At 36.1% G+C, this 13539-nt stretch carries 15 protein-coding genes and 1 rRNA gene; 5 read left to right on the forward strand and 11 right to left on the reverse strand.

Annotated elements, in window-relative coordinates; translation table 11 throughout:
- Positions 1-230 (reverse strand): 16S ribosomal RNA (locus BN999_RS10960); the annotation flags it as partial.
- Between the two features lie 544 nt (positions 231-774).
- Here BN999_RS10960 and BN999_RS10965 point away from each other — a divergent pair.
- From BN999_RS10965 to pabB, 3 genes are all read left to right on the forward strand, one after another.
- Entirely contained in the window at positions 775-1158 is a 384-nt protein-coding gene (locus BN999_RS10965) for a YgzB family protein (protein ID WP_096271405.1), read from the forward strand.
- 131 nt (positions 1159-1289) lie between these two features.
- Positions 1290-1886: an anthranilate synthase component II gene (locus tag BN999_RS10970; protein WP_096271406.1), complete on the forward strand. Its 597-nt coding sequence runs from the start codon at positions 1290-1292 to the stop codon at positions 1884-1886.
- Positions 1867-3576 (forward strand): aminodeoxychorismate synthase component I, encoded by a 1710-nt coding sequence (pabB, locus tag BN999_RS10975; protein WP_096271407.1) that lies wholly within the window; start codon positions 1867-1869, stop codon positions 3574-3576. Before BN999_RS10970 ends, pabB begins: the two co-directional genes overlap by 20 nt.
- Positions 3577-3612: 36 nt before the next feature.
- Here the strand turns inward: pabB and perR are convergent, their stop codons facing one another.
- The 4 genes from perR to BN999_RS10995 all read right to left on the reverse strand — a co-directional run bounded on the left by perR (position 3613) and on the right by BN999_RS10995 (position 6545).
- Complete coding sequence (gene perR, locus BN999_RS10980; RefSeq protein ID WP_096271408.1) at positions 3613-4059, reverse strand: peroxide-responsive transcriptional repressor PerR; 447 nt, start codon at positions 4057-4059, stop codon at positions 3613-3615.
- A gap of 193 nt (positions 4060-4252) precedes the next feature.
- Complete coding sequence (locus BN999_RS10985; protein ID WP_096271409.1) at positions 4253-4810, reverse strand: cob(I)yrinic acid a,c-diamide adenosyltransferase; 558 nt, start codon at positions 4808-4810, stop codon at positions 4253-4255.
- 1 nt (position 4811) lies between these two features.
- Positions 4812-5762: a D-2-hydroxyacid dehydrogenase gene (locus BN999_RS10990; RefSeq protein WP_096271410.1), complete on the reverse strand. Its 951-nt coding sequence runs from the start codon at positions 5760-5762 to the stop codon at positions 4812-4814.
- A gap of 150 nt (positions 5763-5912) precedes the next feature.
- The gene (locus tag BN999_RS10995) at positions 5913-6545 is read right to left on the reverse strand and encodes a sugar transferase (RefSeq protein ID WP_217988475.1); all 633 of its coding nucleotides are present in this window, start codon (positions 6543-6545) and stop codon (positions 5913-5915) included.
- Positions 6546-6805: 260 nt separating this feature from the next.
- Here BN999_RS10995 and BN999_RS11000 point away from each other — a divergent pair, with 260 nt between their 5' ends.
- On the forward strand, positions 6806-7144 hold the full coding sequence (locus BN999_RS11000) for a hypothetical protein (protein ID WP_096271412.1): 339 nt from the start codon (positions 6806-6808) through the stop codon (positions 7142-7144).
- Positions 7145-7272: 128 nt separating this feature from the next.
- On the opposite strand, the gene bcp is transcribed toward BN999_RS11000, so the two are convergent.
- Together bcp and BN999_RS11010 are read right to left on the reverse strand one after the other, a co-directional pair.
- Entirely contained in the window at positions 7273-7743 is a 471-nt protein-coding gene (bcp, locus tag BN999_RS11005) for a thioredoxin-dependent thiol peroxidase (RefSeq protein ID WP_096271413.1), read from the reverse strand.
- A gap of 57 nt (positions 7744-7800) precedes the next feature.
- Entirely contained in the window at positions 7801-8238 is a 438-nt protein-coding gene (locus BN999_RS11010) for a potassium channel family protein (protein ID WP_096271414.1), read from the reverse strand.
- 134 nt (positions 8239-8372) lie between these two features.
- Here BN999_RS11010 and BN999_RS11015 point away from each other — a divergent pair, with 134 nt between their 5' ends.
- Positions 8373-9671 (forward strand): glutamate-1-semialdehyde 2,1-aminomutase, encoded by a 1299-nt coding sequence (locus tag BN999_RS11015; RefSeq protein WP_096271415.1) that lies wholly within the window; start codon positions 8373-8375, stop codon positions 9669-9671.
- 139 nt (positions 9672-9810) lie between these two features.
- On the opposite strand, the gene yidC is transcribed toward BN999_RS11015, so the two are convergent.
- The 4 genes from yidC to ntdP form a co-directional block, all read right to left on the reverse strand.
- Complete coding sequence (yidC, locus tag BN999_RS11020; RefSeq protein WP_096271416.1) at positions 9811-10611, reverse strand: membrane protein insertase YidC; 801 nt, start codon at positions 10609-10611, stop codon at positions 9811-9813.
- Entirely contained in the window at positions 10545-10934 is a 390-nt protein-coding gene (locus BN999_RS11025; protein ID WP_096271417.1) for a hypothetical protein, read from the reverse strand. Before BN999_RS11025 ends, yidC begins: the two co-directional genes overlap by 67 nt.
- A gap of 114 nt (positions 10935-11048) precedes the next feature.
- Positions 11049-12794, reverse strand: coding sequence for an ABC transporter ATP-binding protein (locus tag BN999_RS11030; RefSeq protein WP_096271418.1), 1746 nt, complete (start codon positions 12792-12794; stop codon positions 11049-11051).
- 186 nt (positions 12795-12980) lie between these two features.
- A complete protein-coding gene (ntdP, locus tag BN999_RS11035; RefSeq protein ID WP_096271419.1) occupies positions 12981-13511 on the reverse strand; it encodes a nucleoside tri-diphosphate phosphatase in 531 nt (176 codons plus the stop codon).
- Between the last annotated feature and the right edge of the window lie 28 nt (positions 13512-13539).

The raw sequence follows: 13539 nt of genomic DNA on the forward strand, positions 1-13539 counted from the left end.
CGCCGCCTTTCATTTTCTCTTCATGCGAAGAAAAATATCATCCGGTATTAGCCCCGGTTTCCCGGAGTTATCCCGATCTTGTAGGTAGGTTGCCCACGTGTTACTCACCCGTCCGCCGCTAGATCCACTAACGTCATCCCGAAGGAATCAGTTAGTTTCACTCGCTCGACTTGCATGTATTAGGCACGCCGCCAGCGTTCGTCCTGAGCCAAGATCAAACTCTCCAAAAAGTTTGTATTTCTTAGCACTAAAAGCACGCTAGCTTTTAGAATTTCTTTTTAATAGAAAAAACAGGGTTGTTTTTTCTTACATACTGGTTGTTTTGTTCAGTTTTCAAGGAGCAAATATACATTGTCGCTTTATTGCGACAGCTTTTATATAATATCATGTCGACAATATTATGTCAACAACTTTCTTCAAGAGTATTTATCTCTTGTTCATCGCCTCTCAAATAAGCGACTTTAATAATATACCATGTTAGTCATTTATATGTCAACAACTTAATTTGATATATTTTTAATTAATTGTCGTTAAATAACCGAAGTCATCTAAGCAACGAATATAACCTTACCACGTGATTCTACCGGTGTCAACATCTTTATTATCCGCATTTTGCACGTCGTTAATATAGAAGTAACTTGTCTTGCCAATTCAAAAAACTTATATGTAGTACGTAACATCCATACTAATATGTCCTTTTACATGGAAAACAATACTATTGTTTGTTTAAGATGTGCTATACTATCCATGTAAATAGTAAGGAGGATATTGAGAATGGCTGAACCTCAATTAGTTTATTCAAGTAAGATCAATAAAATCCGTTCTTTTGCCTTAATCCTAGTCTTTGCCGGAATCGGCTTAATGTACATAGGTTTAATATTGAAGAAAATAGAATGGTTAATGCTTACCTTTTTCATTTTAGGAATTATCTCCGTTGTATTAAGTACTGTTGTTTACTTTTGGATTGGGATGCTTTCGACCAAAACAATTGCAATTATTTGTCCGACATGTGAAAAACCAACCAAAATGTTGGGTCGAGTAGATGCTTGTATGCACTGTAAACAACCTCTTACACTTGATAAAGAACTGGAAGGTAAAGAATTTGATGAAAAGTATAATTCTCGTAAATACAAAAGAGAATTAAAGAAGAATCAATAAAGAAAATTACAGTTACCTATTAAGCTAACGTAATTAAAGTGAAATTAACAAACAACAAGAGTAACGAACATCTACCAGTGGGTAGATGTTTTTTTCTACTCTATTAATGAATAATGAGATGAGGAAATCATGTGATTCTAGTAATCGATAATTATGATTCATTTACTTATAATCTTGTTCAGTATATTTATCAACTAAGTTATAAAGTTGATATAAAACGAAATGATGAGCTTACAATAGAAGATATTCGGAATTTAAACCCTTCTCATATACTTATCTCTCCGGGACCTGGAAACCCGGATACTGCCGGGATCTGTTTAGAGTTGGTCCAGCAACTTTATTCAGAATATCCTATTTTAGGAGTTTGCTTGGGTCATCAGATAATTGCACAAGCCTTCGGAGGTAATGTAATAAAAGCGAAAGAACCAACACATGGAAAGGTGTCTTCCATTAAACATGATGGGAAAGGGATATTTACCGCTTTAGCTAATCCACTAAACATTACTAGATACCATTCACTTATGGTAGAACTCGAAAGCTTACCAGATTGTCTAGTACCTAGTGCTTACACAGAATGTGGTGATATTGCCGCAATCAGACATAAAGAATATCCAATTGAGGGAATCCAAGGTCACCCGGAATCCATTTTATCGGAAAATGGTCTTCTATTATTAGATAACTTCTTCTCAACAAAAGGAGCATGTAAAAATGATAGCGCTTCAATTTGATTTCAATAAAGAAAGAACTTCTTTTATTAACCCAATTAGAATTATTGAAGCTTATACTATCGACCAGGTAATTCCCGCTTTGAGACAGGTTCAAGATGCTATAAGTAATGGTTTCTATGCTGCGGGATTCCTAACTTATGAGGCAGCCCCTGCTTTTGAGCATTCTATGAAAGTTAAAGATAGTACTTCTATGCCTCTTCTTTGGTTTGGTATTTTTGAAAGCACTAATGAAGTTGAGATTAAGAAGACGGAGGGGTCTTTTTATATTTCCGACTGGAAACCAAACACATCTAGGGAAAATTACTATCAGTCTATCCGCAATATTAAGGAGGAAATCTTTCATGGCAATACTTATCAAGTAAATTATACGATTAGAATGAATGCAAATTTTAAAGGAGATGCTTTTTCCTATTATCAGAGACTAGCTGAGTCCCAGTCTGCAAATTATAGTGCATTTTTAGATATTGGTGATTTTCAGATTCTTTCCGCTTCCCCTGAGTTATTTTTTCATTTAAAGGATCAAAAACTAACAACCAAGCCAATGAAAGGAACAGTTGGTAGAGGGAAAACACTTGATGAGGACAGGGAAAATGCTAACTGGCTTTTTCATTCTGAGAAGAATCGTGCAGAAAATGTAATGATAGTAGATTTACTTCGCAATGATTTAGGGATAATTGCTAAGCCTGGAACGGTAACTGTACCAGAGCTTTTCTCGATTGAAGAATATCCGACTGTATATCAAATGACTTCCACTGTCACCTGTGAAATTGAAGAAGATAAAGGTATTTTGGATATATTCAAGGCATTATTTCCGTGCGGATCCATTACCGGAGCGCCCAAAATTAGTACCATGAATATAATCCATGAACTTGAATCCTCGCCGCGCCATGCATATTGTGGGGCAATTGGATATATTACGCCCAATAATGAAGCGATTTTTAATGTGCCGATTCGGACTGTTTTGATTGATAGTAACGGAAATGCTACATACGGTGTTGGTGGCGGTATTACTTGGGATTCCAATGAATTGGAGGAATATGATGAGGTGATGACTAAAGCTAGAGTTCTTTCAAAGTCAAAACAAGATATTAAACTCATCGAAACAATTGGATTAAAAGATGGATGCTTACTTGTTTTCGAGAACCATATGAATCGTCTGAGTAACTCAGCTGAGTATTTCAGGTTTACATGTGATCTAGAATTAATCAAGAAAAAAACGCTAGAAACCGCTCAAAATTATCCGGTAGGGAACTGGAAAATTAGAATATTGCTCGAAAAAGATGGTAACTCATCTATTGAAGTAATTCCAGAAGAACTAATAGGTAATCGTAATATTGTATTAGCCAAATCTCCCATTAATCAACATGATATATTTCACTATCATAAGACAACCAATCGAACTATATATGAGAAATGCCTTCAACCATTTCCACATGTATTTGATGTTCTATTATGGAATGAAGCTGGTGAAATAACCGAATTCACACGTGGAAATGTCGTTGTAGAATTAGCTGGGAAGCTATTTACACCACCAGTTACTTGCGGTCTTTTACCAGGTACATATCGTAAGTCCTTGTTGGATGAAGGGAAGATTGTTGAACGAGTTATTTCAGTAGGAGAATTAAATAAAGCAAATAAAATTTGGTTCATTAACAGTGTTAAAGAGTGGGTTGAAGTTCAGCTCTCATAAAAAATAGCCCTGTTACTATTGTAAGAGGGCTTCAAGTTATTGTTGTTGTTTCACACCTGATTCTTGGCAATCTCTACACTCACCATAAACTTCCATTCGATGATGACTAACATTAAATCCCGTTACCTTCTGTGCTAGGGATTCTACTTCATCTAGTGAAGGGTAATGAAAATCCACTATTTTCCCACATGATTCACAGATAATATGATAGTGGTCAGATAGATTACATTCAAACCTACTTGATGCATCACCGTATGTCAATTCCCGAACCAATCCATTTTCGCGCAGCACACGTAAATTGTTATATACAGTTGCTACACTCATATTTGGAAATTTTCCTTCAAGTGCCTTATATATATCGTCGGCGGTTGGATGTACAATTGCATTCATTAGATAATCAAGCACCGCATGACGCTGTGGTGTAATTCGTACTCCTGACTGTTTTAAAGCATCGATGGCCTTTTGGAGTCTATTTTCAGACACGTCATGCACCTCGCTTTCATTTGTAAATTTCTATGGGTAATACGATTATTATATTGTAATCTTTACAAATAGTGTACGCTTATCCATGGTTTGTTGTCAATTATAGTATATTATTTGGTGATACAGATTATTAATTAGATAATAAGATTCTTCTTCCAGACTACCCCATTATCCTCAAATTAATCTACTATATTTATACCTCTGTATTCAAAGGTAATTCTTTACCATTCAATGACTTATTAACATATCGAGCTGCTACGAATAAGAAATCGGATAATCGATTTAAGTACGATACTACTAATTGATTCGGTAGTTCATCTGCCAGTCCTACTGCTAGGCGTTCTGCGCGGCGGGTTACGGTTCTTGCTACGTGTAGGGCGCTTGATGCTTGGTGACCGGATGGTAGGATGAATTGTTTTAATGGTTCTAAGTGCCGGTCCCACTCATCGATTTGTTTTTCTAATTCATCAATATGTTCCTTCTTTAATTTCCATGCTACTTCTTTGTCCGCGGGTGTAGCAAGTTCTGCACCAACATGGAAAAGAATAGTTTGGACACGATGCATTTGCTCTAGGAATTTGTCTTTTTCATCCCAACTCACATTTTCAAGGAAACTAGAAGCTAAACCAATCATGGAGTTTGCTTCATCACATGTTCCGTATGCCTCCACTCGCAAGTCATTTTTAGGAACTCTTTTACCGTAAACTAAAGATGTTAACCCTTTGTCTCCAGATCTCGTATAGATTCTCATTTTAATACCCCCTAGAAGGATCTACTATATTAATATAATTGCTCTCACCCTTTTGAAATTTGTCTAGGTTGTCTTGGAAAATTGCTAGTGCACGAATAATATAATTAGGTGATTGACCAGAAATATGTGGTGTTACAGTGATGTTTGGTTCTTTCCAGAATGGATGCTCCTCCGGAAGTGGTTCTTGTTCAAAGACATCCAAAACTGCATGAGCAATCTCTTCTTCCCTGATTGCTTTCAAAATTGTTTCACTTCGGGCTACATTCCCTCGACCAATATTGATAAATACCCCACTATTTTTCATAAGGCTAAAGTGTTCTGTTGTTAATACGTATTTTGTTTCGGTTGTGCTTGGAAGAACAGAAACTACGAAATCTGCTTCTGGGAGTTTGTTGTTTATTTCTTCCATCGTATGCACTTCATCAAAATACTCAACAGCACGGCCACTTCGAGAAAGCCCAATTGTTTTGATTCGGAACGCTTTGGCAAGTCTTGCAACCTCTTGACCAATTGCACCTGTTCCTAAAACAAGAAGTGTTTGTCCGGTAATCTCTTTCACCCTTACTCGTTTATCCCAGCTACTAGATTTCTCATTTTCCATCAGTTGTTTTTCTTGTCTGTATACTTGTAGCATCATTGAAATCGTGTACTCTGCCATTTGGGTCTTATGTATGCCTTTGGAATTCGTTACTAGAATTTCTCGATCTTGAATTTGTTTAAAAGGTAATTGTTCAACGCCAGCTGAAAGGACCATGATCCATTTTAGATTCGTAGCTTTTTCCAACTTACTATCGGTTAAATCTTCACCATAGGTCACTAATACGTTTGCCTGTTCTAAGTACTTCTCTGCATCCATCATGCCCTCTGTAAAAATAAATCGTGCATTTGGATACTTGGTTTGCATTGCTTCTTTATGTTTATCTGAAATCTTTGCTGAAAAAAGAATAACCAAAAACAAATCCCCCTTTAAAATGCTCTTCTCCTATCACCATAATAAACACAAAACATGAAATGAACAACCTAAAAACCGCCCGAGAAATACATCAGTGCCAGACAACTTGAAACGTAGAATAAACTCTACAGTTGCTGGCACTAGCTTTTATTAGTTATGTACTTTCCCTTTAACTATTTGTTTAGTTGCTTTATACAATATTTTCAAATCGAATTTAAAAGAACAATTCTGTATGTAGTACAAATCGTAACTAATCTTCTTACCATGGTTATCGTTAGTTACCCCTTTGATTTGTGCATAGCCCGTTAAACCCGGTCTTACTTTTAATCGTTTTATCTGTTTATTATTATAGTAATCTGCTATTTCTGTTCGTTCCGGACTCGGACCAATTAAACTCATATCCCCTTTTATTACATTGATTAATTGAGGAATCTTTTCTAGACTATACTTCTTTAGCCATAATCCCGTTTCTGTTAGGGTCACATTGTTATCACCAGTTATTTTAAAGAAATTTGGTACACCTTTTTCCCATGAACTAGGAAACGGATATGGCGGTAATTGCCGGATTACTTTCGAGCCATTTGTCATCGTGCGGAAGGACCACATGATGAAAGTCCGATTGTTTTTTCCTGCTTTTAGTTCTTTCGTAAAGATTGGTCTTCCGTCCTTCTTCGCAATTCTTACACATATAAATAGAAAGAGTGGCAAAAGTAATATAAACAACAAAATACTTACCACAATATCTACCAGTCTCTTAAAGAAGTAATATAGATTAATATGCAAAAATACATTTGTTTTTGTTTTTACAGACTCTAGCATCCCCAAAATCCTACCCTTCTTTTCATAGTACATACTCGACTACTTCATTTTATTCAAAAGTTGGGGTGCTTATAACCTAGTAATATAAAAGTAATAATAACTTGTCCATTAATAATTGGTTTATCTATGAAGATAGTATGATATATTAATTTTAACAATATTTAAACTATAATTCTCTAGCATTATAATACATTATTAAAATAAACGGACAGGGGTAATCTTACTTGAAAAAAATCGTATGTTGGTCCTCTATCGTTATTGCTCTGTTATTAGGAATTGGACTGATCAACTTTTCCCTTTACGAACAAGATGAAGATTTATTTGATTTTCCTATTCCAAAACATGCAGAAATCTTTAATCAGGGGGAGTTTGGACATAGCTATACTTGGCCAAAAGCATCAGAAGAAAACGGGATACCATTTGGATATGAAGTAGTATTATGGGGTAATGGATGGAAAAAAGGAGAAAGACTAGGTGCTTCTGTCATGTATACAAAAGGAAGCGATACTATCCAACTAATTTCAACACACGAGCAGTTGGACATATTAAGAGTAGATAAGTAATAGTGGCCGGGACATTTCAGAATAGATTAAGTTAAAAAACTGAACGTTTTTCGGAGCGAGTCTATACGCTTACCATAGTCGTTCGGATTTTCTTTATCTTAAACTCTTCTGTCCCAGCCTCTTCTGTATTAAGCTAAATTGTCTTTAATAAAGTTTAATGCATCCTCAACATGTCCATCAACTTTTACTTTACGAAATTCTTTTTGAAGGATTCCATCCTTATCGATAATAAAAGTCGAGCGTTCGATGCCCATATATTCTTTACCAAAATTCTTTTTCAACTTCCAGACATCATAAGCTTCTGCAACCTTATGTTCCTCGTCTGCAAGTAGTATAAATGGTAGATCATGCTTATTAATAAACTTCTGATGGCTTTCAACCGGATCAGGACTCACCCCAACAATTACCGCATCCAGTTCAGCAAAGCTTTCATGGTTATCTCGGAAATCGCATGCTTCTGTCGTACAACCTGGTGTCATATCTTTCGGATAAAAGAATAGTACAACATGCTTTCCTTTTAAGTCTTCTAAACTAACATCTTTACCGTCCTGATTTGGCAAGGTAAAGGTAGGTGCGGCTTTCCCAATATCTAATGTCATTTCATTACCTCCAAGCATTTCATTTACCTCACTATAACATTATGAATAGTTGGATTGCTAATCTTGTGCCCTATCCTGATTATTGGTAACCAATTGAATAACAAAGGCGGTTGGGAGTATATAGCCAATCAATGCCTCAATTAATGCTATAAGTCTTCCAATCCCTATTGGGGTAATATCCCCATAACCAATTGTAAGCATGGTTACGCCACTAAAATAAAAGGAATGAATCAGTGAACCAATTGGACTCACTTGTCTTAATTCATTACCCTCTACTAAATATATCCCTTCAAATGATAATATAAAATAGATAAGACCAAAACCTAAAATAACAACGGAATATGTGATGAGTAAGGAATAAAACATCTCTACTGAAAATCTTCTTTCCTGCATTCTAACTCCAAGAATCTTTTTCTCTCCTAATACAAATCCATAAATACTTTTTGCAATCACATAACTTACGGCAAGAACCAATAGCCACGGTATTATACTCATATAATCTTCCTTTACAGAATGGTCATTACTATAGCTTATGCAGATACTTATAAGGGCTTGTCATTTTATTTTCTATGCTGGCTACGCTACAATAGGTTACGGTATTGAATTGCTTTACATAGGAGGATATTAGAATGAACTTTACAAACTCAGAAGCGCTTCATGAAGAGGCCCAAAAACATATTGTTGGTGGGGTTAACTCGCCATCACGTGCCTATAAAGCAGTTGGTGGAGGTTCACCGGTTTATATGGAACGTGGGAAAGGTGCCTATTTCTGGGATGTGGACGGGAACAAATATATTGATTACCTTGCAGCATATGGCCCAATTATTACTGGACACGCTCATCCACATATTACGGAAGCTATTAAGAAAGCCGCTGAAAATGGCGTGTTATATGGTACCCCTACACCACTAGAGAACAAATTCGCAAAAATGCTAAAAGAGGCTATTCCCTCTTTAGAGAAGATTCGTTTCACCAACTCCGGTACCGAGGCTGTTATGACGACAATACGTGTAGCAAGAGCCTATACAGGTCGAACAAAAGTGATTAAGTTTGCTGGAAGCTATCATGGTCACTTCGATGCAGTACTTGTTCAAGCTGGATCTGGCCCCTCTACTTTAGGTACACCCGACTCTGCTGGGATTCCTGAATCTGTGGCACAAGATGTTATTACCGTTCCTTTTAATGATATTGAAGCTTATAAGCACGCCCTAGAGAAATGGGGAGATCAGCTTGCTTGTGTCCTAGTGGAACCAATTGTAGGGAACTTCGGAATCGTAGAGCCAAATGAAGGATTTTTACAAGCTGTAAATGACCTTACTCATGAAGTAGGTGCACTTGTTATCTATGATGAAGTAATCACCGCCTTCCGCTTCACTTATGGAAGTGCTCAACAAGTCTATGGAATTGAACCTGACATGACTGCGATGGGTAAAATTATCGGTGGTGGTCTTCCAATTGGTGCATATGGTGGCCGTAAAGATATTATGGAACAAGTTGCTCCACTTGGCCCTGCATATCAAGCTGGTACAATGGCTGGTAATCCTGCCTCGATGGCATCTGGAATTGCTTGTTTAGAAGTATTGAAGCAAGAAGGAGTTTACGAGAAACTCGATAAACTGGGAGAGCGTCTAGAAAAAGGAATCTTGGAAAAAGCTCAGGAACATGATGTTACTATTTCTATTAATCGTTTACGTGGTGCATTAACGGTTTACTTTGGTAGTCCAGAAAAGGTTACTGACTACAAGGGGGCCGAAAATAGTGATGGAGAAGCATTTGGTAAGTTTTTCAAACTAATGTTAAACCAAGGAATTAACCTTGCACCATCGAAATATGAAGCTTGGTTTATTACGACGGAACATACAGAAGCTGATATTGATGAGACAATTGAGGCTGTTGGAAATGCATTTAGAGAAATGGGTTCTAATTAAAGTTATAGAAACACCTTGCGAATTCTTCTTCGCAGGGTGTTTCTTTTATTGTATTTACCATTAAACAAACGTTTGATTGAATTTATTTATAATAATAGCCGTCTACAAAATCATTTTGATTTGTAAACGGCTTTGCTCTCTACTCTTTATCTAATTCCCTTTTATGGGCTAAATATATTTTCTTTGAAATTAATGTCTGAACGATAACAATTAGTCCACCAACAGTCCAGTATAAAGGTAACGCTGCTAAAGTAGTTAACGAAATTATCCCAATCATAATCGGGGATAATAATCCAATTAACGCCATTTGTTTCTTCATTTTTGGATCCAGTCCAATTTGCGAAACCTTATATTGAATGAAGTACACTAAAACTGCTATAGCCACCAATAGATAGTCTGTTTCACCAAGATTAAACCACATAAATGAATGTGTTGCAATTTCTGGAGTTTGTCGGATTGCATAATAGAAGCCAATCAAAAACGGAAACTGAATTAACATAGGTAAGCAACCACTAAAGGAAGCTAAAGGATTGAAATTATGCTTTTGGTAAAGCTGCATCATTTCCTGCTGCATTTTACTTTGTGTTTCAGGATCCCTTTTGTCTTTATATTTCTTTTGAATTTCTTCCATTTCTGGCTTTAACTCTTTCATCTTATCTTGCACAACTAGATTGTTCTTTGATTGTTTAATCATAAATGGCATGATTACCATTCGAATTAATATCGTTATGAGGATAATAGATAACCCATAATTATCATTGAAAAAAACAGCGATATTTTTAATCAATGTGGAAAAGGTTTCAACAAAGATGCGATCAAACCATCCTGATGAATCTCCTGCACTATTTCCAGAACATCCAGAGAGTAAGAATATTAAACTACTAAAAATTCCGATAAGACTAGTTTTCTTAAGGAATGTGAATACAGATTGTTTTTGCATATTTTTCCTCCTCGTATTTGTTTGAATCTACTGAAATACAAGGAAGATGCTGTTTCTTCATCATCATCTGGAATAGCTATTCGCTTTGTAATGATTGCTAGCCATTGTCGTGTTTTGTTCATTTCATTAATTGCATTATTACGAGTAACTTGTTCTACTTTTCCATTATGAAAGCTATATACATTTATTCGTGAATTCTGATATACATTTCGAGTTACATAAGGCATCCAATGTATGGAACATAAAACAGATAACACCATACTGAAATAGAAATACATTGGTGAAAAATCACTATACAGTTCCATTAAAAAATCCAAAAGCATCTGCATTCACCTCCTTCTCTTTGTCTACTATCTTTCTACGTTTTATATGCTACGTTTGTTTCACTTAAATTGCAAAGGAAACATTATCCAAGATAATGCTTCCTCAAATTTGGATTAGTCATCTAAATGCTGAACTTGGTACAGGTCATAGTAACTACCTTTTTTCTTCATTAATTCATGATGAGAACCAACTTCTGTTATTTCACCATTCTCTATGACAACAATTCGGTCTGCATGTGTGATGGTAGCAAGTCGGTGTGCCACGATAAATGTCGTTCGATCAGATGCTAATTTTTCCATCGCTTCTTGAATCATATGTTCACTTTCTAAGTCCAGAGCTGAAGTTGCTTCATCGAAAATTAGGATTGGTGGGTTTTTCAAGAACACACGAGCAATTGCAACACGCTGCTTCTGTCCTCCCGAAAGCTTCACGCCACGTTCTCCTACCATTGTATTGTAACCTTCTGGTAATTCCATAATGAAATCATGTGCATTTGCTGCCTTAGCCGCATCAATTACTTCATCATCTGTTGCATTAGGATTCCCCATTCGAATATTCATTGCAACTGTATCACCGAAAAGTATATTATCTTGTAACACCATCCCAATATTATTTCTAAGTGAACGAGCTTCCACATCCCGAATATCAATCCCATCGACTTTAATGGAACCATCCGATACATCATAGAAACGAGGAATTAAGCTAATTAAGGTAGATTTACCACCACCACTCATACCAACTAATGCAATGGTTTCACCTTGATTCACCGTTAGATTAATATTTTTAAGTACAGTATGTTCTTCATCATATTGAAAAGTCACATTTTCAAAATCAATATCACCATGAACTCGTTCTACATGGATTGCATTTGGCTTGTCTACAATATCATATTGTTCATTCATAAACTCAAATACACGGTCAATGGAAGCAATGGATTGAACTAGAACTGTTGATGAGTTAATCAGCCTTCTTAGTGGGCTATAAACTCTTTCCAAATAGGCGAAAAATGCTGCCATTGTACCAATTGTCATATTACCGTTTATTACTTGATAAGCCGAAAAAGTTATCACCAACAACGGTGCCAAATCAGTAATCGTATTAGTAACCGCAAATGTCTTTGCATTCCAGCTGGTATGTTCCAATGCTTTGTCTAGAAATTTCTTATTTTGGTGATCGAATTGTTTCTGTTCGTAACTTTCTAAAGCAAAACTCCGTGTCACTGGTACTCCCTGAACTCGTTCGTGTAAGTGACCTTGAACTTCGGCCAGAGCCTGAGACCGGTCACGAGTCAATTGACGTAATCGGCCATAGAAATACTTAATCGCAAATCCGAATAAAGGAAATAATGCAATCGCCACAAATGTTAAAGGTATATCCATTGTCAGCATAATACAGATTGCGATTAATATTGTTATTAAGTCGAGCCAAATATTCATTAAACCAGTAATAACGAAATTCTTTGTTTGTTCGACATCATTTATTACCCGGGAAATTATTTCGCCGGTTTTTGTCGTTGAATAATATCGCATACTTAATTTTTGCATATGATCAAATAGCTTATCCCTTATGTCGTAAAGGATTTTGTTACCTACCCACTGGGCAAGATATTGCCGGAAATATTCGACAGGCGGACGTAAGACTAGGAAAATGACAAATGCTATTCCCATTATCCAAAGCAAGTGGCTGGTTTTTTCGTCAGTATTCCATGCGTCCTGTCTGATAATGTCATCGATTACATATTTTAAGATAAGGGGAATTAATAAAGGGATTGCAAATTTTACAATTCCTATCATAATAGTCCAAAAGATTTTCCATTTATATGGTTTAACGTATTCCATGTATTGCTTAATGCTGCTCATTTACATCAACTTTCTTTTTTGTATTTTATTTCATATGCTTTCTAGCCTGGTCCGTAGCGAAATTACATTTCGCGCTGTGGTATAAAAACTTCTCTTGATAAAAATCATTTAAGTAAATCACGATTTACATCATTATAAAAAGTAAAACCCTTGCTACAGTTGTAACAAGGTTATTGTTTGTATTGATTAGTATCGGTATGTAAGGAATCTTTCGTACCACTGGTCGATGAAGCCTGGTGCGAACGGGCCTTTTCTTTGTTGAACCCATCTTTGCAGGTCTTCGATGTTATTGTAGAGAATTCTGTCTAGTACATCTGGATAGTTCATTTTGTCACGGTGTATTTGGTATTCATCTTCATCTAGTACGTCATATGTCATGTCCGGGTATACTTTTAGATCAAGGTCATAATCAATATATTTGATAGCATTTTCTTCAAATACAAATGGTGAGCTAATATTGCAATAATAGTGGATTCCATCATCTCGAAGCATACCAATTATATTGAACCAGTGTTTGGAATGAAAATAACAAATGGCGGGTTCTCTAGTGATCCAGGTACGTCCATCACTTTCGACTACCATCGTTTTATCATTTGCACCGATAATAACTTGTTCCGTACCTTTTAACACCATGGTGCTTTCCCAGACACGGTGCATAATTCCATTATGCTTATAGCTTTGTATTTTTATATCTGTTCCAGCTTTCGGCGCAACCATATTAACCCTTCCCATTCTATAAAACTTA

The sequence above is a fragment of the Paucisalibacillus globulus genome (genome assembly GCF_900184735.1).
GTDB lineage: Bacteria > Bacillota > Bacilli > Bacillales > Amphibacillaceae > Ornithinibacillus > Ornithinibacillus globulus_B.

Bases quoted from the DNA above. Each gene is read 5' to 3' on its own strand.
- BN999_RS10965 (WP_096271405.1), top strand. From the start codon at position 775: ATGGCTGAACCTCAATTAGTTTATTCAAGTAAGATCAATAAAATCCGT.
- pabB (WP_096271407.1), top strand. From the start codon at position 1,867: ATGATAGCGCTTCAATTTGATTTCAATAAAGAAAGAACTTCTTTTATT.
- BN999_RS10985 (WP_096271409.1), bottom strand. From the start codon at position 4,810: ATGAGAATCTATACGAGATCTGGAGACAAAGGGTTAACATCTTTAGTT.
- bcp (WP_096271413.1), bottom strand. From the start codon at position 7,743: ATGACATTAGATATTGGGAAAGCCGCACCTACCTTTACCTTGCCAAAT.
- BN999_RS11010 (WP_096271414.1), bottom strand. From the start codon at position 8,238: ATGAGTATAATACCGTGGCTATTGGTTCTTGCCGTAAGTTATGTGATT.
- BN999_RS11015 (WP_096271415.1), top strand. From the start codon at position 8,373: ATGAACTTTACAAACTCAGAAGCGCTTCATGAAGAGGCCCAAAAACAT.
- yidC (WP_096271416.1), bottom strand. From the start codon at position 10,611: ATGCAAAAACAATCTGTATTCACATTCCTTAAGAAAACTAGTCTTATC.
- BN999_RS11025 (WP_096271417.1), bottom strand. From the start codon at position 10,934: ATGCTTTTGGATTTTTTAATGGAACTGTATAGTGATTTTTCACCAATG.
- BN999_RS11030 (WP_096271418.1), bottom strand. From the start codon at position 12,794: ATGAGCAGCATTAAGCAATACATGGAATACGTTAAACCATATAAATGG.
- ntdP (WP_096271419.1), bottom strand. From the start codon at position 13,511: ATGGTTGCGCCGAAAGCTGGAACAGATATAAAAATACAAAGCTATAAG.